15 protein-coding genes and 2 tRNA genes are annotated in these 20956 nt (G+C 62.0%); 10 read left to right on the forward strand and 7 right to left on the reverse strand.

Annotated features, from left to right (window positions below; all coding sequences use genetic code 11):
* Nucleotides 1–3: 3 nt before the first annotated feature.
* Nucleotides 4–2883 (reverse strand): heavy metal translocating P-type ATPase, encoded by a 2880-nt coding sequence (locus ACUIAG_RS07445; RefSeq protein WP_445339529.1) that lies wholly within the window; start codon nucleotides 2881–2883, stop codon nucleotides 4–6.
* Between the two features lie 119 nt (nucleotides 2884–3002).
* Between ACUIAG_RS07445 and ACUIAG_RS07450 the strand changes: the two genes are divergently transcribed.
* Nucleotides 3003–3284, forward strand: coding sequence for a metal-sensitive transcriptional regulator (locus ACUIAG_RS07450; protein WP_024627554.1), 282 nt, complete (start codon nucleotides 3003–3005; stop codon nucleotides 3282–3284).
* A gap of 148 nt (nucleotides 3285–3432) precedes the next feature.
* On the opposite strand, the gene ACUIAG_RS07455 is transcribed toward ACUIAG_RS07450, so the two are convergent.
* Both ACUIAG_RS07455 and tgt read right to left on the reverse strand, forming a co-directional pair.
* Nucleotides 3433–3515: transfer RNA gene (locus ACUIAG_RS07455), tRNA-Leu, on the reverse strand.
* Nucleotides 3516–3571: 56 nt separating this feature from the next.
* Nucleotides 3572–4870, reverse strand: a complete 1299-nt coding sequence (gene tgt, locus ACUIAG_RS07460) for a tRNA guanosine(34) transglycosylase Tgt (protein WP_198201176.1) — start codon at nucleotides 4868–4870, stop codon at nucleotides 3572–3574.
* Between the two features lie 232 nt (nucleotides 4871–5102).
* On the opposite strand from tgt, the gene ACUIAG_RS07465 reads away from it, so the two are divergent.
* The 6 genes from ACUIAG_RS07465 (at nucleotide 5103) to htpX (ending at nucleotide 13664) form a co-directional block, all read left to right on the forward strand.
* Complete coding sequence (locus ACUIAG_RS07465; protein ID WP_445339530.1) at nucleotides 5103–6965, forward strand: trypsin-like peptidase domain-containing protein; 1863 nt, start codon at nucleotides 5103–5105, stop codon at nucleotides 6963–6965.
* 174 nt (nucleotides 6966–7139) lie between these two features.
* Nucleotides 7140–9107 carry a heavy metal translocating P-type ATPase gene (locus tag ACUIAG_RS07470; protein WP_445339531.1) on the forward strand — a complete coding sequence of 656 codons (1968 nt, stop codon included), beginning with the start codon at nucleotides 7140–7142 and terminating at the stop codon, nucleotides 9105–9107.
* Between the two features lie 118 nt (nucleotides 9108–9225).
* Nucleotides 9226–10692 (forward strand): FAD-dependent oxidoreductase, encoded by a 1467-nt coding sequence (locus tag ACUIAG_RS07475; RefSeq protein WP_445340389.1) that lies wholly within the window; start codon nucleotides 9226–9228, stop codon nucleotides 10690–10692.
* A gap of 171 nt (nucleotides 10693–10863) precedes the next feature.
* Nucleotides 10864–12045, forward strand: coding sequence for an ImmA/IrrE family metallo-endopeptidase (locus ACUIAG_RS07480; RefSeq protein ID WP_445339532.1), 1182 nt, complete (start codon nucleotides 10864–10866; stop codon nucleotides 12043–12045).
* A complete protein-coding gene (locus ACUIAG_RS07485; protein ID WP_445339533.1) occupies nucleotides 12042–12641 on the forward strand; it encodes a DUF4411 family protein in 600 nt (199 codons plus the stop codon). The genes ACUIAG_RS07480 and ACUIAG_RS07485 overlap by 4 nt, the downstream gene beginning before the upstream one ends.
* 87 nt (nucleotides 12642–12728) lie before the next feature.
* Nucleotides 12729–13664: a zinc metalloprotease HtpX gene (htpX, locus tag ACUIAG_RS07490; RefSeq protein ID WP_445339534.1), complete on the forward strand. Its 936-nt coding sequence runs from the start codon at nucleotides 12729–12731 to the stop codon at nucleotides 13662–13664.
* Nucleotides 13665–13796: 132 nt separating this feature from the next.
* Here htpX and nagA read toward each other — a convergent pair whose 3' ends face one another.
* The 4 genes from nagA to ACUIAG_RS07510 are packed head-to-tail and all read right to left on the reverse strand — an operon-like array spanning nucleotide 13797 to nucleotide 18320.
* On the reverse strand, nucleotides 13797–15104 hold the full coding sequence (nagA, locus tag ACUIAG_RS07495; RefSeq protein ID WP_445339535.1) for an N-acetylglucosamine-6-phosphate deacetylase: 1308 nt from the start codon (nucleotides 15102–15104) through the stop codon (nucleotides 13797–13799).
* A 14-nt stretch (nucleotides 15105–15118) separates the two neighbouring features.
* Nucleotides 15119–15907, reverse strand: a complete 789-nt coding sequence (nagB, locus tag ACUIAG_RS07500; protein WP_045923808.1) for a glucosamine-6-phosphate deaminase — start codon at nucleotides 15905–15907, stop codon at nucleotides 15119–15121.
* Nucleotides 15904–17010: an ROK family protein gene (locus ACUIAG_RS07505; RefSeq protein ID WP_445339536.1), complete on the reverse strand. Its 1107-nt coding sequence runs from the start codon at nucleotides 17008–17010 to the stop codon at nucleotides 15904–15906. The genes nagB and ACUIAG_RS07505 overlap by 4 nt, the downstream gene beginning before the upstream one ends.
* Nucleotides 17011–17015: 5 nt before the next feature.
* Entirely contained in the window at nucleotides 17016–18320 is a 1305-nt protein-coding gene (locus tag ACUIAG_RS07510) for an AGE family epimerase/isomerase (protein WP_445339537.1), read from the reverse strand.
* A gap of 296 nt (nucleotides 18321–18616) precedes the next feature.
* Between ACUIAG_RS07510 and ACUIAG_RS07515 the strand changes: the two genes are divergently transcribed.
* The 3 genes from ACUIAG_RS07515 to ACUIAG_RS07525 all read left to right on the forward strand — a co-directional run bounded on the left by ACUIAG_RS07515 (nucleotide 18617) and on the right by ACUIAG_RS07525 (nucleotide 20498).
* Nucleotides 18617–19735, forward strand: coding sequence for an ROK family transcriptional regulator (locus tag ACUIAG_RS07515; RefSeq protein ID WP_445339538.1), 1119 nt, complete (start codon nucleotides 18617–18619; stop codon nucleotides 19733–19735).
* 123 nt (nucleotides 19736–19858) lie between these two features.
* A tRNA-Gly gene (locus ACUIAG_RS07520) sits at nucleotides 19859–19929 on the forward strand.
* Between the two features lie 95 nt (nucleotides 19930–20024).
* Nucleotides 20025–20498: a hypothetical protein gene (locus ACUIAG_RS07525; RefSeq protein ID WP_313839767.1), complete on the forward strand. Its 474-nt coding sequence runs from the start codon at nucleotides 20025–20027 to the stop codon at nucleotides 20496–20498.
* The last annotated feature ends 458 nt before the right edge of the window (nucleotides 20499–20956 follow it).

Here is a 20956-nt window from a genome sequence, read left to right on the forward strand (position 1 = left end):
ATCCTACTTGTTGAGCACCTTCTGAGGATCGGCATCGAAGGTATCGACGCAATTCTGCGAGCAGAAGTAGTAGGTCTTACCCTGGTAGTCGCGCTTGGCTGCGGCCGTGCTGGGGTCGATGGACATCCCGCAGACCGGGTCGGTGACCTTGTCCGTCGCTGCCTGGTCCTGCTGCATGTCGTCATGATGATGGAAGAGTCCCATCTCGTTTCCTTTCTCTTGGTTGTGTTCTTGGTGGGTGGAAATACTGAGGTTCCTGGTCAGGGCATCCATGTCGATTGGCTTGGCCTCCTTGACCGGCCTGGCCTTCAGGGGCGTATGCCGCAGCCGGTTGGCGTTGAGCACCACAGACAGGGAGGAGAAGGCCATGGCTGCACCGGCGATCATGGGGTTGAGCAGGAGGCCGATGAAGGGGTAGAGTACGCCGGCGGCGATGGGGATGCCCAGACCGTTGTACCCGAAGGCGAACCAGAGGTTCTGATGGATGTTGCGCATGGTCGCCGCCGAAAGGTCGATGGCCTTGACCGCCGCGTTCAGGTCGCCCGAGACCAGGGTCACGTCGGCGGATTCGATGGCCACGTCCGTTCCGGTGCCGATGGCCATGCCCAGGTCGGCCTGGGCCAGGGCTGGGGCATCATTGATGCCGTCGCCGATCATGGCCACCTTGTGCCCCTGGGCCTGGAGGGCCTTGACGATGCTCGCCTTGTCCTCGGGATGGATCTGCGCCACCACCCGGGTGACCCCGACCTGGCTGCCGACCTGCTCGGCGGTGCCTTGGTTGTCGCCGGTCAGCATGATGGTCTGGATGCCGCGCTCGTTCATGTCGTGGATGGCCTGCTTGGACCCGGACTTGACCTGGTCGGTCACGGCCAGGACCCCGGCAAGCCTGCCGTCGATGGCCACGAAGATGGTTGTGCGGCCCTGATCCTCCCAGCTGCGGGCGGTGTCCAAGAGGGATTGTGCGCCAGCCTGGTCCGCCTTTTCGTTCCCTAGATCGATTCCCTTGCCCTCGAGCAGCCTGCGGTTGCCGACAAGGACATGGAGGGTATTCTCTTCATTCCGGCTGTTTTCTGTCATGCTCTTGAAGGAGCCGGAGGGGAAGGTTGCATCGATGCCGGCGCCGGTGACCGAGTCGAAGTCCTTGATCGGGACCAGCTCCAGATTGCGGTCCTTGGCGGCCTGGACGATGGCCTGGGCCAGGGGGTGCTCGGAATTGCTCTCGGCACTCGCGGCTGCCCTGATCAGCAGGTCCTCATCCAGACCCTGCACGCTCAGGGCATCAGCCAGTTCGGGTCGGCCCTGGGTGATGGTGCCGGTCTTGTCAAGGACGATGGTATCGACGTCATGCGCTCCCTGCAGGGCCTCCGCCGACCGGTAGAGCACGCCGGCACGGGCGCCGCGTCCAGTGCCGATCGTTACGGACAGGGGGGTGGCCAGGCCCAAGGCGCAGGGGCAGGCGATGACCAGGACGGAGACCGCCGCCACGATTCCGTATACTCCGCGGGGCATGGGGCCGAACGCCCACCAGGCCACGAAGGTCCAGAGCGCTACCAGGATGACCCCGGGGATGAAGATTGACGATATCCGGTCGGCCAGCTTCTGGATGGGTGCCTTGGAGGTCTGAGCCGTCTTGACCAGCCGAATGATCTGCGCCAGAACGGTGTCCTGCCCTACCTGGGTGGCCTTGTAGCGCAGGGAGCCTGTGCCGTTGACGGTGGCTCCGACCAGGGAATCGCCCTCCTGCTTGAGGACGGGCATGGGCTCGCCGGTCACCATGGATTCGTCCACTGAGGATGATCCGGAAATGACCTGGCCGTCCACCGGCAGCTTCTCGCCCGGATGGACCTGGATCACGTCCCCGACGGCTACATCGTCGACGGCGATCTCCTGGGTGGTCTCCCTGCCGTCCTGGTCGGTCCTCACCACGGTGGCGGTCTTGGGCCTGAGTCCGACAAGGGCGCGGATGGCATCGCCAGTGCCGCGCCGGGCCCTTGCCTCCAGGATCTGGCCGAGGATCATCAGGGTGATGATGGTGCCCACAGCCTCGTAGTAGGGTTCGCGGCTTCCCTCAGGCAGGAGCTGCGGGGCCACGGTGACCACCAGTGAGTAGAGGAAGGCCGTGGCAGTGCCTAGGGCGACCAGGGAGTTCATCTCCGGGGCCCGGTGCGCCAGGGCCAGCCATCCGGTGCGGTGGATGGGCCAGCCTGAGTAGAACATCACCGGCAGAATCAGGACCAGCTGGACCCAGGGGTTCATCAGCATGTGGGGCATGGGCAGGAACATGCCGAACATGGCCGGGATGAAGACCGGGAGTGTGAAGACCAGGGCTACGATGAACCGCCTGGTCAGGTCACGGATTTCTGCCGTGCGCTCCTGATCCGCCTCGTCCTGGTCGCTGCCGCCATTGGTTTGGGCGGGCTTGGCGGATTCGGTGGGTTCGGCTTGTGGGCGCTCGCCTTGTGACTGGCTGCCCTGTGCTTGTTTGGATTGTGCCTCGGCGCTGCCGGTCGTCGGGCCATCGGTGGCCCGGAGCATCCCGTGGAGCATGTTCATCCCGCAGGCGAAGGGATAGTCGCCGGCCTTGGGCGGGGTCAGCTGGACGGTCGAGGTCTGGAAGGCGGGCAGGGTCTTGTCGATGTTGAAATCGTTGAAGACTACGTGCGAGGAGCACTCTCCGCTCTCCTGGCGGTCGAAGACCAGCTTGACCGGCCGCCCGGCCTGGACTTGGATCAGCTGGGGGCTGTATCCGCCCTTGACTGTGATGTGGACTGTCTGGACGCCGCCCTCATCCTTGGCCTGGGTGGCCTTTCTGGGCGCGAAGAAGTACCAGATGATGCCCGCCGTTATGGCCAGGGCCGCGATAAGGACCAGGATGCTGCTCATGTGGCTCACTATACCCCCCAGGGGTATACTGATAGTGAATTTCGAGATGGGTTTCATGAATTCGAGTCAGTCTTGGCTGCGTCATGAAGGCCATGGGATGAATGCGAATGGAGTGAATCGTGCCCGGATATGCCAACGATAAAAAGCGGACCATCACCAGACTGCGGCGTGTCGAGGGCCAGGTCAGGGCCATCGAGCAGATGGTTGAGTCGGACACTTACTGCATCGATATCCTCACCCAGATCGCCGCCTCGACCAGCGCCCTGAAGTCGGTGGCCCTGACCCTGCTGGACGATCACATGAACCACTGCGTCCGCGAAGCCGCCGAAAAGGGGGGTGAAGAGGCCGACGAGAAGATGCAGGAGGCCTCCGAGGCCATCGCCCGGCTGGTTCGCTCCTAGCAGCCCTTGTCAGACAGATCCAATCGGACTGGGGATTCTGGTGGGCATGCCTGGAATATCGAATAGGCTGAACGGCCTCGGCTGCCATCGGACCAATAAAAAATGCCTTCGACCGACATCAGTCAGCCAAAGACATTTCATTTCTTTGTGCGAACGGAGGGAGTTGAACCCTCACGAGCATCAGCTCACTGCCACCTGAAGACAGCGCGTCTACCATTCCGCCACGTTCGCAGACAACTGGAAAGGTTAGCACGGTTGTCTGCGCGGCGCAATAATGGCGTGTTGGCTCAGCCCTTGGATCCGTGGGCGTAGAACCTGGCCAGCGTCTCCTTCTTGTAGTCGTCGAAGTAGCCGCCATCGATGGACTGGCGGATCTCGTCCAGCAGCCTTACGAAGAAACGCTCGTTGTGGATGGTGGCCAGCGTGTAGCCGTTGAGCTCGTGGGCGCGGAGCAGATGGTCGATGTAGGCCCGGGAGTAGTGGGTGCAGGTATAGCAGTCGCAGTCCTCTTCGATGGGTCTGAAATCGGTCTTGAACTGGGCACGCTTGATGTTCCAGCGGCCGTCACGGGTGAAGACGGCCCCGTTGCGTCCACAGCGGGCCGGGGATACGCAGTCGAAGGTGTCCCCGCCGTTCTCCACGCCTGCAAAGATGTCGTCCACAGCGGCGATGCCCAGCACGTGCCTGGGCCGGGATTCGGGCATTTCGTCGCAGATCCAGGCGCAGGTCTGCCCCAGCAGCCGTTTCTCTATGGCGCCCCCGATTCCTACGCCGTCGAAGTCCAGGGAGGCGATCTGGCGGGCGGCGCGTCGGCGCAGATCCTCATAATTGGCCCCCTGCACCACGCCGAACAGGGCCTGGTAGGGCTTGCCGGTCCGCGCTTGGGTCAGCCTGTGGTGCTCGTCCACGCAGCGTTTGGCCCAACGGAAGGTGCGCTCCACTGACTGTTCCTGGTAGGTGCGGGTGTTCATCAGGGTGGTCAGCTCGTCGAAGGAGAACATGATGTCGGCTCCGATGCGATGCTGGATGCCCATGGAGATCTCGGCCGAAAAGCGGTGCCGGTCGCCGTTGAGCGGGGACTTGAAGGTGACCCCGTCCTCATCCACGAAGGCCAGGCGTTCCTTGCCTTCGGCGATCACCTGGTCCGACTTCATGCCGGTCACGTCCATGGCCAGGGTCTTCTTGAATCCCGCCCCCAGCGAGAGCACCTGGAAGCCGCCCGAGTCGGTGTAGGTGGGGCCGTCCCAGTTCATGAACCGGGCCAGGCCTCCAGCTTGGTCCAGAATGTCAGGGCCGGGGCGCTCGAACAGGTGGAAGGCGTTGGCCAGCAGGACCTGGGCGCCCAACTGCCGCATCTGCTCGGGCAGGACGGCCTTCATGGCCGCCTGGGTGGCCACGGGGATGAATGCGGGGGTGTGGATGTCTCCGTGAGGAGTGTGGATGATGCCGGTGCGGCCGTAGCGGCGGCCATTGCGTCCCAGACCTTCGGGGCTGTCAGGCAGACGGTTCAGGGTCTCGAATGAGAATGCGGTGCGGTCGCCGGGTCGGCCCGGCGTGGCTCCCAGCGGGTTGGTGATCAGGCTCATGGCTCCACTGTATCCAAGACATCCAACCGTCCCGTTGCTGCCCTGCGTACAGTCGATATGACTTTCATGCAATGTCCAGACAACATTCAGCATTGCGGCTCTAGACTTGGAAGCAATGCATGCGACGACCCGCTTCGCCTGTCAGCCGGAAACAGCAAAAAGCGCGGGCGACGGGGTAGATTGACAAGCGTGACCGAATAGCAGGCAGCGGCATCGATCCGAAGGAGCAGAAATGGCTGAAGAGCACAAGGCCGACCCTTGGAGGGGCGGCGATGACGGTCAGTCCTGGCAGCCAAGCCACATCGACCGCGGGGCCGCCGATCAGGAGCAGGAGGCGGGAGCTTCCAAGGACCAGAATGACTCTGCCCAGGTCCCCGCACCAGAAGCAGGGGACCAGCAGACTCAGGCCTGGGACCAGAGGCCCACGACCCCTATTGCCATGCCTGGTGGCGATGCACGGCCCGCGACTGCGGAAAGCGCGTCGAATGACGGCAGCGGCACTGGGGCTTCAACCTCCGCTTCCAGCGACTCGGCCACAGGGCAGGATGCGCAGACGCAGCAGCAGTCTTACTATCGGCCTGCGCCCGAGTATGGTGCCTACGCACCTGCAGGCTCGCGTCCGTCTGCCAGCGATCAGGGGCAGCAGCAGCCCAGCCAGGGGTATGGCTCCAGTCCTCAGCAGGGCTTCTTCGGACAATACGGACAGCCAGGCCAGTTCGGGCAGAACGGCCAGCCCCGTCCGAACGCCGGCCAGAGCCCCCAGGGTGGCCAGCCCTCCGGCCAGGGTCCCTTCGTGCCTTTCGGATCCGGCGGCCCCAACAACGGCCGGTCCGGTCCTGGCAATAACGCCGGCAGCAGCATGAGCGGCACGGGCAAGTACGTCTTCACCGCTGTGGTGGCCGCCCTGGTGGCCGCAGCCCTCATGCTGGGCTTGGGCTGGGCGGCACTGTCCAACGGATGGATCACCCTGCCCTCGTCCTCCTCGCTGAACGGGGTCTCCTCCAATTCCTCGGGCCAGGGCACGGCCAAGGTCCAGGGCGGCCAAGCTCCCGACTGGCAGGCCATCAGCAAGCAGGTTTCCGAGTCCGTGGTCTCTATCCAGGTGCAGACCAAGAGCGGGGTGGGGGCCGGATCGGGCGCGGTCTTCGACACCCAGGGCCATGTGGTCACCAACAACCACGTGGTCGATGGCGCTCAGGAGATTCACGTCACCCTCTCCAACGGGCAGATGTACACGGCCAAGGTGGTCGGCACCGACACCACGGCCGATCTGGCCATCCTCAGCCTGGATCAGGCGCCCTCCGACCTGAAGCCTGTGAAGTTCGCCGACTCCGAAAAGCTGGCTGTGGGCGAGAATGTCATGGCCATCGGCAATCCCTTGGGCTATGAGAACACGGCCACCACCGGCATCGTCTCGGCTCTGAACCGCCCGGTCTCGGTCATGGACGAGAGCAACAACAACCCGATCGTCACCAACGCGGTCCAGCTGGATGCGGCCATCAACCCCGGCAACTCGGGCGGCCCCACCTTCAACGCGGCCGGCGAGGTCATCGGGATCAACTCCTCTATAGCCTCCATGGCCTCCTCCAAGTCCGAGGCGGGATCCATCGGCATCGGGTTCGCCATCCCGTCCAACCTGGTCAAGCGGATCGCCGATGAGATCATCAAGGACGGCAAGGCCAAGCATGTCTCCCTGGGTGTCACCATCCAGAGCAGCACAGCACAGGCCGATGGGGTCACCCGAGGCGGGGCCAAGGTCACCAAGGTGGTCTCCGGCTCCCCGGCCGACAAGGCGGGCATCAAGGCCGGCGACACCATCGTGGCCTTCAACGGCCATGCGGTCAACAACAACTTCTCCCTGCTGGGCTTTGTCCGGGCCTCCGCCTTCGGTGACTCGGTCAAGATCACCGTGGTCAGGGACGGCAAGACCTCCGAAGTGAACGCCACTCTGGACCGCGAGGAGCAGACCGTTCAGGGCAAGCCCAGGACCAACAGGAGGAACTCGGACGGCAGTGGTCAGGACGGCGACTCTGACGAGGGCGGTTCCGGCGACGACGATTCCATGGATCCCTTCCGCTTCTTCTTCGGGCAGTGATCCGGGACTGACTCCCTGGGGCCGCATCCGTCACTTTGGCGGGTGCGGCCCCTTGTCGTACTCGCCGTCCATCGCCGGCGCCGACGCGGTATAGGCTTGATATGTCAAGAGGAAAAGAGAGCCGTGATCCGGCTACGGCTGTCAGGCTGACAAGTCCGGAGCGGGGAAGTGGTCATGTCGAAAATCCTGGGTTTCGCCAAGAAGGTACCCATGCTTTGGGTGGTTCTGATTTGCGGGCTGGTCATGGGCCTGCTCTGGCACCCCTATCGCCAGGCCGCCCAATGGCTGGTTGCGGCCCTGGTGGCCGTTTCGCTGGTGGACACCCTCAAGGGGATGATCGATGACGTGCGACATGGCCACGTGGGCGTGGATATCCTGGCTGTGGTCGCCATTCTCTCCACCCTGGCTGTCAAGCAGTATTGGGCCAGCTGGGCCGTGGTCCTCATGCTCTACTCCGGCGACGCCATCGAGCAGTATGCAGGGAACAGGGCGCAAAACAACCTGACGGTACTGGTTCAGGCCGCCCCTCAGGTGGCCCATGTAGTCCAGGTAGACCTGCCAGAGGGAGAGCATGGCCTTCCCAAGGAGAACGACTGGAGCACGGTGGCGGTCGATCAGGTCCGCCTGGGCGACCTCCTGGTGGTCAAGCCCGGCGAGACCGTGCCCGTTGACGGCGAGCTGATCAGCCGCACCGCCACCCTGGATATGTCCACCATCAACGGTGAGCCCATGCCCCGCAGGCTCTACCAGGATGCCCAGGTCATGTCCGGGGCGGTCAATGGCTCGGGCACCTTCCTGATGCGGGCCCGGCAGCTGGCCCGTGATTCCCAGTATCAGCGCATCCTCAACCTGGTGCGTTCCGCCCAGAACTCGCGGGCTGCAGTCGTCAGAACAGCCGACCTGATGGCAGTCCCCTTCACCGTGGTGGCCTTCATCATCGCCTGTGTGGCCTGGATCATCTCCGGCGTGCCGACCCGGTTCGCCCAGGTTCTGGTCCTGGCCACCCCCTGCCCTCTGCTGATCGCCGCCCCTGTGGCCTACATGGCCGGGACCGGGAGGCTGGCCAAGGCGGGTCTGCTGATCAAAACCCAGGACGTGATCGAGAATCTGGGCCGGGTCTCGCACATCTTCTTCGATAAAACCGGCACGCTGACCGTCAAACGTCCCCAAGTGGCCAAGATCGACCTGCCTGACGGCAAGGAGCAGAAGGTGGATACAGACCGGATTCTGGCTATGGCGGGCGCTGTGGAGGCCTACTCGGTCCACATCCTGGCCAACGGGATCGCTGAGGCTGGGGCTGCCGCCCAGGAGCGGTTGCGGGCGCAGAGCAATGACGAGATCCATCTGCATGCGCAGGAGGTTCAGGAGGACTCCGGCAACGGGGTCCAGGGTATGGTCGACGGCCACCAGGTCATGGTGGGCAGGGCCCAGTTCGTGGCTGACGGGCGTTCAAGTGATTTATTCGGCCCCCTGGCGCCTGACGAGATGGCCTCCTACATTTCTATCGATGGGGTCCTGGCTGCCAGAATCGTCATGAAGGATGTGCCCAGGTCGGATGCCGCCCAGACCATCGCCCAGCTTCGGGAGCTGGGGATCACCCGTCTCTCCATGGTTACCGGTGACAAGGAGGCCTCGGCCCGGATCATCGCCGACCAGGTGGGCATCACCGACGTGCATGCCGGCCTCTTCCCCGAGGACAAGGCCGATCTGATCGCCAAGGCTTCCAGGGAGGAGCCCAACCGGCAGCCATTCTGGGACATCTGGCTGTCCAAATTCCTGGGGGAGTCAGTGACCAAATCCATCACCGTGATGGTGGGGGACGGGGTCAACGATGCCCCGGTCCTGGCTGCCGCCGACGTGGGCATGGCCATCACTGACGGCACTACCACGGCTGCCTCTGAGTCCGCTCAGGCCGTAATCATGAATGACGACATCGCCTGCCTGCCCAGGTCGATCACCATAGCCCGCAGGACCAAGCGGGTCATGCTCCAGGCGGTCATGCTGGGGCTGACCCTGGCCACGGTGGGCATGCTCTGTGCCGCCTTCGACCTGATCCCGGTGGTTGTCGGCGCCTTTACCCAGGAGGCCATCGACGTGGTTTCCATCCTCTGGGCCCTGACTGCGCTGATAGACCGGGACTGAGACCATTTCGCGACGCTTGGTGAAAGTCCCGGGGATGGAGCTCGACTAGCTCTGTTCCCGACCGACGCTTTGCGTTAGGCTGACAAGCATGAGCGATATTACTGTCAACGATTCCACCATGCCCGCACCGGCCCGCGGCGAGGAAGCCGGCTCACCCCTGCGCGTGGCCGTCATAGGCGCGGGGCCTGCAGGGGTCTACGCCTCTGACATCCTGCTGCGGCAGCTTCGGGAGAAGGGTGCCGACCTGGGCCTGGGCGACCGGGCCCGCATCGATCTGTTCGAAAAACTGCCCGTTCCCTTCGGTCTGGTCCGTTACGGCGTGGCCCCGGACCATCCCAGCATCAAGTACATCGCCGGCGCCTTGGAGAAGACCCTGGACAACCCCGAGATCCACCTCTATGCGGATGTGGAGTTCGGCAGGGACGTCAACCTGGATGATCTGCTTGAACGCTACGATGTGGTGCTCTTCGCCACCGGCGCCGTGGACGACCGCCCCCTGGAGATCGCCGGGCACGGGCTTGATGGCGTTCACGGGGCCGCCCACTTCGTCGAATGGTATGACGGCTATCCCGACGCTGACCAGGACTGGCCCCTGGATGCCAAGCAGGTGGCCGTCATCGGAGGCGGGAACGTGGCCATGGATGTCTCCAGAATCCTGATGCGGCGGGCTGACGACCTGCTGGGCACCGACATCCCCGGCAATGTCTACCAGGGGATTCAGGGCAACCAGGCCCGCGAACTGCACATGTTCATCCGCCGCGGCCCGGCCCAGGCCAAGTTCTCGGTCCAGGAGCTGCGCGAGCTGGAGAAGCTGCCCGGAGTGCAGATCATCATCAACGAGGAGGACTTCGACCTGGATCAGGAGACCATCGACCGGGCCGGTGCCGACAAGCTGACCCGCCAGATGCTGGAGGAGCTCTTCACCATCAGGGAAATGGCCGAGGACATGGCTGAGGACGGCGGAGTCGACTTCGAGGGCAATCCCGCCGACCGCCGTTTCTATATGCACTTCTACCGGATGCCTGCCGCGATCATCGGCCAGGACGGCAAGGTGACCGGCATTCGCGTGGAGAAGACCAAGGTCACGCCCGAGGGCGCCATGGAGGAGACCAGCCAGTACGAGGAGTATCCGGTACAGGCCGTCTACCACGCCATCGGCTACAAGCCAGCCGAGGTTCCCGGCATTCCTTACGACTTCTCCGGCTACACCCTCTCCAACGTCCACGGTCGCGTGACTACTGCTCCCGAGGGGCAGGACGGTCGACCCATCGACCGGCTCTACGCCACGGGCTGGGCCAAGAGGGGGCCTGTGGGCCTGATCGGGTCCACCAAATCCGATGCCCTGGAGACCATCGGCAACATGCTGGATGACCTGGCGGCCAGCCCGACTCGCGGCCGCTTTGCCCAGGACCGGGACGATGATTCAATTGATCGTTTCCTGGCGGACAAGGGCATCCAGCCTATCGACTTCGCCGGTTGGAAGCGGGTCGATGCCTATGAGCGCGCCGAGGGCGCCAAGGTCGGACGCGAGCACATCAAGGTCATCGACCCAGACCAGCTCCGCCAGCTCGCTCACGGCGAGTAGACGATCGCTCCTAGGTCGTCGGTGGCAGTGGCAGGGCCTGGATGAGGTTCATGAATCCTCACCCAGGCCCTGTTTTCTTGGTATGCCCTACTGGGTGCTTACGGCAGACGGATAGGCCTGGTGCAGCTATCATTGTCATTAGAGCCCCTCACGGAATCGAAGGAGCGTGACATGGCTAATCTGACTCTCTATCCGGCCACCCTCCAGTGGGCCGTTGAGGAGAGCGATGCCGATCCAGTGGCCCTGTCTCAGCGCCGGGGACTTGGCCAGTTGCCGGATTGGCTGGAATCCAAGGAACCCGTATCCGTATCCTTCAACAAGGTTGAGCAGCTCAGCAGGGCCCTGCATGTGCCTTTCGGTGCCCTGGTCAGGTCGGTTGTGCCCCAGCGTCGCCTTGAGCCTCTGGTTCGTTACCGGACCGTAGGCAACACGTCTGTGCAGCCCAGCAAAAATCTGCAGGACACCATCGACCAGATGCGGTTCAGGCAGGAGTGGGCCAGGGATGAATTGCTTGAGTCCGGCTTGGATACCAACCCGCTGGTAGGTTCGGTGCGCGATGCCGAGCAGGACGATTCCTTGGCTGATGCACTTCGCTCCACCCTTGGGCTGGATGGGCGCTCTGCCTGGGAGGGCGGCAATTCTAGCGACCGTTTCCGTCAGCTCAAGGAACGTGCCTCCCATGCGGGCATCATGATCATGCTCAACTCCCAGGTGGGTTCCGTGAGTTCTCGAAAGCTGGATCTTCAGGAGTTCCGGGGATTCGTGCTGATCGACGATATGGCTCCGCTGGTGTTCATCAACAGAAATGATTCCTTTGACGGCATGATCTTCACCTTGATTCACGAGGTGGGGCACGTACTGCTGGGCACTCAGGAGCTCTTCGACGGCATTGGCGGCCAAGGGGGCCGCAAGGCCACGGAGCGCGCGATAAACCGGGCGGTGGTAAAGGCCGTGATTGACGATGAGCGCTTCCGGCAGGTGTGGCGAGAGCAGCTGGACGGGGGCAAAGAGCCAGCTGATGCTGCGGAGTCCATAGCTGACGACTTCCATCTGAGTGCCTTGGCCATGGGGATACAAGCCCATCAGTTTGGCTTGACTGATGAGGATACGCTTGAGGAGCTGCGGGCACGAATGGATCGGCATCTTCGGGACAAGACCGCTCATCGTCAGGAACGGGAGTCCCATGGTAACGGCAACAGGACCAATGCCTCCAGGGTCGATACCGGTTTCGTCCGCCTGGTCAATGCCGCCATGGACGGGGGAAGACTGGCTCCGACTGAGGGCTTCGACCTGGTGGGGGTGCGTTCCCCGCAGTCTTATCAGGGGTTGATTCGTGAAAAGAAGCTGATATGACCGCCACCCTCTACCTGCCCGATTCCAACGTCTTCATCGCCTCCTGCCGGCTCAACCATCCTTTCGGCTACAAGGAATTCCACCCCTTCTGGCGATGGATGGAAAAGCTGGCTGAGGACAAGGCGATCGCCTTGGTGGATGTCGTCTACGACGAGCTGGTCAACGAGCAGGCCGCTGATCCCGATATGCTGGATCTTTGGGTGCGTGCAATGTTCAAAGGTCGTCAAATAAGTCATAAGGATGACAGGTATGGGCAGGTCTATGCGCAAATCCAGGATTACCTGGTCACCTGCGGGAAGTATACGGAAGAGTCGCGCCGATACTGGGAGCCGGAGAGCAAGGCGGATCCCTGGCTGATCGCCGTGGCCAAGGTCGAGGGGGCAGTCATTGTGACGGATGAGGCCCGGGTTCCGCTGCAGCAGGGGCAGCACATGAAGAAAGAGCCCAAGATCCCTAATATCGCTGACCATTTTGGGGTAAAGACCATGAATCTTCGCCGGTTCTTCGATGAAAACGGGAGGATGAAGAAGGTCCAATATGTTCTTCCTAAGCCTCAAGGCGAGAGGAAAGACGTGAGCCAACCAGGCCTGTTCTGAAAGGACAGTAGGGGGAGGAGCCCAGCAGTCCTATCTTTTCAGCGGTCGTTCAGCAAAAATTCAGCGGCATTGTCTACCATGGAACCCATGAATGGCAAGCTGAAGGTTCACGGACATTTCAACGGCCTGAAAACGACGCTTTTGTTCGCCCTTATGTGGGCCGTTATTATGCTCATCTGGTGGCTGACCGGCGGTCGCCAGGGGACGCTGGGCGTCTATATCCTCATAGGCCTGGCCACCACTTTCGGATCCTACTGGTTCTCCGACAAGGTGGCGATCGCCTCCATGCATGCCCGGCCGGTCAGCGAGCAGGAGGCTCCCGACCTTTATCGGATTGTCCGGGAGCTGTCAGGGAGGGCCGGCAAGCCCATGCCCCGCATCTACATCGCCCCCACCGACTCGCCCAATGCCTTTGCCACAGGCCGCAACGAGCGCCATGCCGCCGTCTGCTGCACCCAGGGGATCCTGCGCATCCTCAACGAGCGTGAGATTCGCGGTGTGCTGGGCCACGAGCTCATGCATGTCTACAACCACGACATCCTGACTTCTGCAGTTGCTTCGGCCATGGCCACGGTCATCACCTACCTGGGATACTCCCTCATGTATTTCGGCGGCGACAGCCGGGACAGGGATAACGATTCCGGCGTCTTCGGCCTCCTGGGCGTGCTGATCAGTTCGATTCTGGCCCCCTTGGGCGCCTCCCTGATCCAAATGGCCATTTCGCGCACCCGCGAGTATGACGCCGACGAGGACGGCAGTCGGCTGACTGGGGACCCGGCGGCTCTGGCATCGGCACTGAACAAAATATCCTACGGGTCTCAGGCCGCGCCCATGCCGCAGACCGCCGGCACCCAGAGCGCCGCCGCCATGATGATCGAGAATCCCTTCTCTGTCCGGGGATTCAGCAGGCTCTTCTCCACCCATCCGCCCACCAATGAGCGCATAGCTCGTCTGATGCAGATGAGCCAGGAGATGGGTCAGACCCAGGTGAATTCCGGGCATGGAGCCCAAGTGGGGTACTGAGAGAACAGCGGGCTGGGGCGCCTGTACACCTGTCGATAGTGGTGACCGTTTCCGCCTTAGTGCCCTCAGTTGCGAAGAATCCAGCTCGTCATAGAGGCAACGAGGAACCCGAGGCTTTAGGTTATCCGTGCTTTAGATCTGAATTCTGCGCCCGTTGCAGACCACGGTTTTGACGGACCAGTCTGCCGGGTTCAGGAGGAGGAGGTCGGCCGCATAGCCGGGTGCCAGAAGACCCAGCGGAGCATCGGTGATCGGGTTGGGACGGTCAAGTCCCAGGGCCCGGGCAGGTGTCAGAGTGGCGGCTTCCACGGCTTGTGGGGCTGGGAGGCCGATGGCTTGGACGGCTCGGCCGACTGCCACATCCAGGGTCAGGGTTGAACCAGCGATGGCTCCGTTGGAGGTCAGGCGGGCGTGGCCGCCCTTCACGGTTACATCCAGGGAACCCAGCTTGTAGGCGCCGTCCTCGCAGCCGGTGGCCTCCATGGCGTCGGTGACCAGGGCTATCCGATGGGGGAAGAGCCTGAAGGCCAGATCGACGCAGGGGTCCTGCACATGGAAACCGTCGTTGATCAGCTCGGCCGTGACCCGAGGGTCCTCCATGGCGGCCGGAATGGGTCCTGGCTGACGGTGGCGGATGCCGTTCATGGCGTTGAAGACATGAGTGAGTATGCGGGCGCCGGCATCAAAGGCGCGGCGGGTCTGGTCATAGTCGGCATCGCAATGGCCGACCGCGGGCACCACGCCAGATCCGGCCAGGCGGGAAATGGCCTCGTAGCCATGGTCGCGCTCGGGGGCCAGCGTCACCTGGCGTATGCAACCGTCGGCGGCCTCCAGAAGACTGTCGAGAACCGCGGGTTCAGGGTCGCGCAGGCACTTGGGATCGTGCGCCCCCTTGCGGGAGAGGGCGATGAAGGGACCCTCCAAGTGGGCGCCCAGCACGTCGGGTCTGGAGTCCATGACCCGCCTGACCGAGCGCAGATTGGTGCACATCGTGTCGACCGGGTTGGTGATCAGGCTGAGCACCTGCCGGGTGGTTCCATGGACCATATGGCAGGCCCTGGCCGTGCGAATGGCCTCGTCACCGTCATCGAAGGAGTGAACCCAGCCGCCGTGGGAGTGGATGTCGATGAACCCTGGGGTGAGAATGAAGCCGGTCGCATCGATGAACTCTACGCCGTCCGCATTCACGTCATGGTTATCGGATTCAGTTTGGACGGAGGGGGGCAGGCTGGGCAGGCCAGCGGCTCGCAGTGCGGATTCCAGGCTCTCCCGGCCTTGTCCGACCTGCTTGATCCTGCCATCCAGGGCCAGAATCCAGCTGTCTTCCCTGATGCCCCGGGCATCTATCAGCCTTGCGCCGGTCAGGACAAGGGGATGGGCCGGTCCATTCAGGGATGACTCGACCGCGAGCCCCGCCGACTCGTATGCTTCCTTGGACATGTTTGCTCTGCCTTCTAGATGGACTGCCAGTCAGGCTTGTTGGCATAGGCCCACTTGTAGTAGTCGCGGTTGCGCAGGCGGGAGGCGGCGGCCTCGTCCACGATCACGGTGGCGTGGGGATGCATCTGGAGGGCGGAGGCCGGGCAGAAGGACGATATGCCGCCCTCTACGCTCTCGGCCACAGCTTCCGCCTTGCCGGCCCCGAAGGCCAGGAGGACCAGCTGGCGTGCCTTGAGGATGGTCCCGATTCCCTGGGTGATGCAGTGGGTGGGCACCTGGTCCATGTCATTGTCGAAGAATCGGGCGTTGTCGATGCGTGTCTGCTCGGTCAGGGTCTTGATGCGGGTGCCCGAGGCCAGGGAGGATCCGGGCTCGTTGAAGCCGATGTGTCCGTCAGTGCCGATGCCCAGGATCTGCAGGTCGACGCCGCCGGCATCCTCGATTGCCTGGTCGTACACGCGGCCAGCGTCCTTGATGGTGTCCAGGTTCCCATTGGGCACCCTCACCTTGGCGGGGTCCAGGCCCAGAGGTTCGACCACGGTCCGGTCGATGGTGGACCGGTAGGACTGGGGGTGGGCCGGATCCAGCCCCGCATACTCGTCCAGGGCGAAGCCGCGCACCTGGGATACGTCGATCCCCTCCTTGTGGACCAGATCAGCCAGCGCCTGGTATGCCGCCAGGGGGCTGGACCCCGTGGCCAGACCCAGTACGCAGTCAGGCTTGCGCCGGATCAGGTCGGCCGTGCAGCGGGCATAGATTCGGCCGGCTTCCTCCTGGGACTTGACGATGATGATTTCGGTCATGATGCGATTTCCTTTCCGATAAAGTCAAATGGGCGACTGTCGGCGGCCATGCGTCCTGCCAGGGCGGCGCCGATGGCTGCGATGGGCAGGTCGGCCGTGGTCAGGCGCAACCGGTCGGGCAGATTCAGCGATGCGATGAAGTGGCTGCAGGCCGCGCTCCTATGCAGATGCTCGGTGACCAGATCCAGCAGGGGCTGGCCGGTTTTGCTCATGCCGCCGCCCAGGATGATGATTGCGGGATCGATGGTCAGGGCCACGATCTGCACGGCCAGGGCAATGCCATGGCCGATGATGTTCTCCACTCTCTGGGCGCGCTGATTCCCTTGACTTGCCTGGGCGATCAGGTCGGGCAGGGGATGAGCGATTCCCGGCCAGAGGGCTTCCACGGCCGAGCCTGAGGCCACGGTCTCCAGACAGCCACGCTGGCCGCACTTGCAGGGGAACTGGTGGGCATCCACTGGGATGTGGCCGATTTCGCCGATTGCTCCGCTGGCTCCGTGCTCGATTCGGCCTCCGCGTATGATGCCTGCTGCCAGACCCGTGCCTAGGTTGATGAAGGCCACTACGTGGTTGTCCTGGTCAGGCAGGGCCCTGGGTCCGTCGCGCCCAGGCTCTGATGCGGGGCGTCGGGCCTGGTTCCGGGCAGATGCGGAGTGTGGTGTGGCTCCAGGTGCTATCAGGGTGTTGCCAGCCTGCGAGGCAGCTCCCAGAGCAGCGACGTTGACATCGTTCTCGACGCGGACGAGCAGACCGGTCGTCTTGGCAACAGCAGGGCCCAGAGCCATGTGGCGGATGCCTAGGTTGACCGCGTCATCCACCATCCCCCGATTGGCATCCACTCGCCCCGGGATGCCTAATCCTACGGTGACCGGACCCTGGTTTGGGCCCACCTGATCCAGCATGTGGCGGATAAGTGCCGCTGTGTCGTCATGAACCGCTTGGTTGCCCTGGCGCGTGGGGGTTCGATGGCAGGCCAGCAGGTGTTCGTCACCATCTATGGCCACGCCCTCGATCTTGGTGCCGCCGATGTCAATTCCCAGGCTGATCGGGCCGGTCTGGACGCTAGCTTTGTCCGCCCTGGGATGCGGGGTCGATGTTGCCATGGGGTTCAGCGGGCCTGGCCCTGGTCCGTCCGTCCCTGCCCGCAGGCCTGCTTGATGGCCGTAGCGATGGAGACCGCCGGGTCGTTGTAGGGGATCAGGGTGGACTGGAAGGCGTGATAGAGGTCGGACTTGCCGGGCCAGACCGTGCCGATCACGTGGTTGTCGGCATCCAGCTGATGCCACCAGGATCCGCCCTGGTGGTCGATCAGATAGTGGTCTACGTAGCTGCAGAAGGTGGCGTACCAGTCGGCGTAGGTGGCCTTGCCGGTGGCTGCGTAGAGGGTGGACGAGGTGTTCAGGGCCTCGGCCAGGGTCCAGTGCATGCGGTCGTGGACCACCGGGCGGCCCTGCCAGTCCGTGGTGTAGACCAGACCTTCGGCTCCGTCGGCGGCCCAGCCATCCTCAACAGCCCTGGCGAACAGGTGCTCGGCAGCTTCGATATAGCGGCGGCGGTCGGTCTCCTGATCGAATCTGCTTAATGCGTACTGGGTGATCAGCCTGGCCCATTCGATCCCGTGGCCCGGTGTGGTACCGTAAGGCTTGAACTGATCGGCCTTGTTGTCCTGGTTGTAGTCCAGGTCGGCCTGCCAGTCGCTGTTGAAATGCTCGGGAATGCGCCACTGGTTGTTCTCGGCCCAGCTGATGACCTGGTCGATGATGCGGCCGGCGCGCTCGCGGTAGTCCTCCTTGCCGGTGGCATCGGCCACGGCCAGGAAGGCCTCGGTGCTGTGCATGTTGGCGTTGAGCCCCCGGTAGGGGTCCAGCCGGGTGAAGCCGCTGTCCCAGGTATCGACGGCCAGGCCCTTCTTGTCATCCCAGAAGTAGCGGTTGAAGATCTCCAGCGCCTGATCCAGCAGCTCCTGTCCATCGGGATCGCCGGCCAGCATGGCCGAGGAGGCAGCCAGGACCACGAAGGCGTGGGTGTAGCAAGACTTGCCGCTCTCGGGCTGGCCCTGCCAGGAGACTGAGGGGTACCAGCCGCCGTGTTCATCGTCGTGCAGGTTGCCTTGAAGGGCCTGGACGCCGCGGTGGACCAGCTCCGACGCTCCCGGGTAGCCCAGGAGGCTGCCGATGGCGTAGACGTGGGTCATCCGGCAGGTGATCCAGGTCTGAATGCCCTGGTCGGGGTCGATGCTGCCGTCGTCATTGAGCCAGCCGGCGCCGCCCTGCTCGGTAGGGAACCCGCGCCCGAAGTCCAGGAAACCGTAGGTCTGCGAGGCCATGAAGATGCGGTTGGCCTCGTTGCCCAGCAGGTATCGGGGGTTGATGGCGGACGGTGAGGTTCCCGAATGGTTCGGTGTCGTGGTCATGGCGATCGCTCCTTTGCTCAGCGAGGGGATGCAGCTGTTTCTGGTATCTGTTCACAGCCTAACACGTAATTGTTAGGAAACTAAACTTTTTACTGGCAGCCCCGTGGTCTTGTCTACGATGCTAGGAGCAGTCATGAAAACGAACCGCTTTTATGCTGCTATGGCGAGATCTGGATCTGCCTGGACAAGGAAGTTTACAATATAAGGAGCAAGCATGGATGGGCATAGTCACGGGGTTCAAGGCCCAATCCCCATGGCGGGTCCCCGTTCCCGCATTATCTATCGTCAGGCGAATCATGACCAGCAATACCGGCAACCTGTCCAAGGCGCTGCCCAAGTCGGTGCGGCATCACAACCGAGCCATCCTGCTCAGGCTGCTCTACCCCGATGTCAGCATGACCAGGGCTGATCTGGCCCGAGCTTCAGGGCTGACCAGGGTCGCCATATCAGACATCGTGGCCGAGCTGCTGGGCGAGCATCTGCTCATGGAGGTGGGTTATAGCAAATCCACCGGGCCGGGCAAGCGGGGACGGCTGCTGCGCATCAATCCTGACGGGCGCAGCATCCTGGCCCTGGATCTTTCCACGCCCTACGTCTTCAGAGGGGCAGTGCTCAACCTGACCGGGCAGGTGGTCGCGCGTGAGGAGATCCCGCTGACTGCTGACGGCAAGGTTCCCCTGGACTTGGTGGGGGAGCTGACCGATTCGTTGATGCAGCGGGCAGCTCATCCCATTATGGGCATCGGCGTATCCAGTCCCGGCATCGTCAGTGCTGAAGGCGTGGTCGATGATGCCACCAACCTGGGCTGGGTTCAGACCGATCTGCGCGGCTATTTGCATGAGAAGACAGGCCTTGAGGTTACGGTCAACAACGATGCCAACAACGAGGTTCTGGCCGAGCAGCAGTTCGGCTCAGGCCAATCTGACCTGCTGCTGGTCCACCTGGGCGACGGAGTTGGGGCAGGATTGCTGGTTTCCGGCGAGCTGGTGACTGGTTGCAACCGCGCGGCCGGCGAGATCGGCCATGTGGTGGTGGACCCCACCGGTCCTCAGTGTCGCTGCGGCAAGCGGGGCTGCTTGGAATCGTTGATCAGCGTTCCCAAGCTGACTGCCGCGATGGACAGGGATCCTGACAATCTGGCCAGCATTCTGCGCCGGGCCGGTGAACTGCTGGGCCGTGCCCTGACCATGCCTGCCGGCCTTATGGACATTCCTCGCGTGGCTGTCCTGGGCGACTCCAGAGTGGTCAACCGCATCTTCCTAAGCGCCATGGAGAAGACCATGAACGATGCCCTGGCCGCTGATTTCCGGCGGCCCCTTGTGGTTGACCGCTCGGCCCTGGGTGAGGATGCAGCCTTGCTCGGGGCCTGCAGCACAGTGGTGGCGGACCTGATCGAGCCTGACGGCACCGTATGAAAGTGGACTGAAGACCTGTCTCGCAACCGTGCCCGGTGTTGGTGATTCGCGCACATCGCCGAGACCTGCTACCATGGTGACTCGCATGCGGTTGGCCGAGGTCTGACCCCGGTAGCCGGATTTGCGGGCGTAGTTCATTGGTAGAATGGAAGCTTCCCAAGCTTCAGAGGCGGGTCCGATTCCCGTCGCCCGCTCTCGCAAGAAACATTGGAATGCCGAAGAAGGCGATGGTTTCTATTTTCCTATTCATAAATAAAATAAACACAAGTGTTCTAACTATGATTCAGTCATGAGAGGATCAAAATTGACTGCTTTAGAGACCGCTGCAGTATCTCTCACACAACTAGTCGCAAAGTCTGTTGGCGATGGGGTTCTTTCAAAGGTGAAAGCGATTAAACTGCAAAAAGATCAGAATGCAATGGCTAATGCATATGATGCAATTATCAACGATTTAGTGCAGGATCGGGCTGAAGCTATAAGGATAGCCCAAGCGTACAAGACAGAGGTGGATAGGATTGAAATCAGCGATGATGACATCAACCATTTACATAATACTATAGAAAAACTGATTAGAATTTTCGGTAAATATGATGCAGAATTTACGAAGACAGCAGATCAAATAAATGCACTTATTTCAGTGGATACGCTCAAAGCCATACAACTTCTCGGTTTTAACTATAAAGAAGCAATTGGAGAGCCGCTAACAAGAATATGCGCAGATGCAATTCAAAAGGGCTTATCTAGGAAAGTTACAGTTGGTTAGTGATTAGTTTTATCAACATCTTTAAGGAGCAGGGGTCTGATCAACGCGTTTTCCCAGAAGGATTCGCAGCTTATAGCATGTATAAGTACAAATACGGATCTGTTGAGTCAGTCTTCAAGTTCACTTGTACTATACTCGATACTTTATGATTTATGCATAGTTTCCGCAGTGCGGGCCATCCTGTGGTTTCTAGCGCATTAGTGGGCACGAATGTTTCTTGTTAACTGCATATAACTGTTCCTTACTATCTGGGGTGAAGTGGCTTTCAGCATCTACAAATGTCTAGGTTAGGTTCCTGATACTCAGAATTTGACGCAATAGAGAAGGTCTGGGCGATTTAAGAATATTAGAAGCTGATCTAATGATATAGCTTCGATTTTTGCAGACAGATCTATAACTTTTTCGGTTTGTAGAGGCGCTCCTTACCATCGTCATTTTGCCGTTTGTATTTGTCCTCT

The sequence above is a fragment of the Bifidobacterium sp. ESL0825 genome (genome assembly GCF_052606465.1).

Coding starts and splice junctions, on each gene's coding strand:
- ACUIAG_RS07445 (WP_445339529.1), bottom strand. CDS start 2,883: ATGAGCAGCATCCTGGTCCTTATCGCGGCCCTGGCCATAACGGCGGGC.
- tgt (WP_198201176.1), bottom strand. CDS start 4,870: ATGAGCCTGATCACCAACCCGCTGGGAGCCACGCCGGGCCGACCCGGC.
- ACUIAG_RS07465 (WP_445339530.1), top strand. CDS start 5,103: ATGGCTGAAGAGCACAAGGCCGACCCTTGGAGGGGCGGCGATGACGGT.
- ACUIAG_RS07470 (WP_445339531.1), top strand. CDS start 7,140: ATGTCGAAAATCCTGGGTTTCGCCAAGAAGGTACCCATGCTTTGGGTG.
- ACUIAG_RS07475 (WP_445340389.1), top strand. CDS start 9,226: ATGCCCGCACCGGCCCGCGGCGAGGAAGCCGGCTCACCCCTGCGCGTG.
- ACUIAG_RS07480 (WP_445339532.1), top strand. CDS start 10,864: ATGGCTAATCTGACTCTCTATCCGGCCACCCTCCAGTGGGCCGTTGAG.
- ACUIAG_RS07485 (WP_445339533.1), top strand. CDS start 12,042: ATGACCGCCACCCTCTACCTGCCCGATTCCAACGTCTTCATCGCCTCC.
- htpX (WP_445339534.1), top strand. CDS start 12,729: ATGAATGGCAAGCTGAAGGTTCACGGACATTTCAACGGCCTGAAAACG.
- nagA (WP_445339535.1), bottom strand. CDS start 15,104: ATGTCCAAGGAAGCATACGAGTCGGCGGGGCTCGCGGTCGAGTCATCC.
- nagB (WP_045923808.1), bottom strand. CDS start 15,907: ATGACCGAAATCATCATCGTCAAGTCCCAGGAGGAAGCCGGCCGAATC.
- ACUIAG_RS07505 (WP_445339536.1), bottom strand. CDS start 17,010: ATGGCAACATCGACCCCGCATCCCAGGGCGGACAAAGCTAGCGTCCAG.
- ACUIAG_RS07510 (WP_445339537.1), bottom strand. CDS start 18,320: ATGACCACGACACCGAACCATTCGGGAACCTCACCGTCCGCCATCAAC.
- ACUIAG_RS07515 (WP_445339538.1), top strand. CDS start 18,617: ATGACCAGCAATACCGGCAACCTGTCCAAGGCGCTGCCCAAGTCGGTG.
- ACUIAG_RS07525 (WP_313839767.1), top strand. CDS start 20,025: ATGAGAGGATCAAAATTGACTGCTTTAGAGACCGCTGCAGTATCTCTC.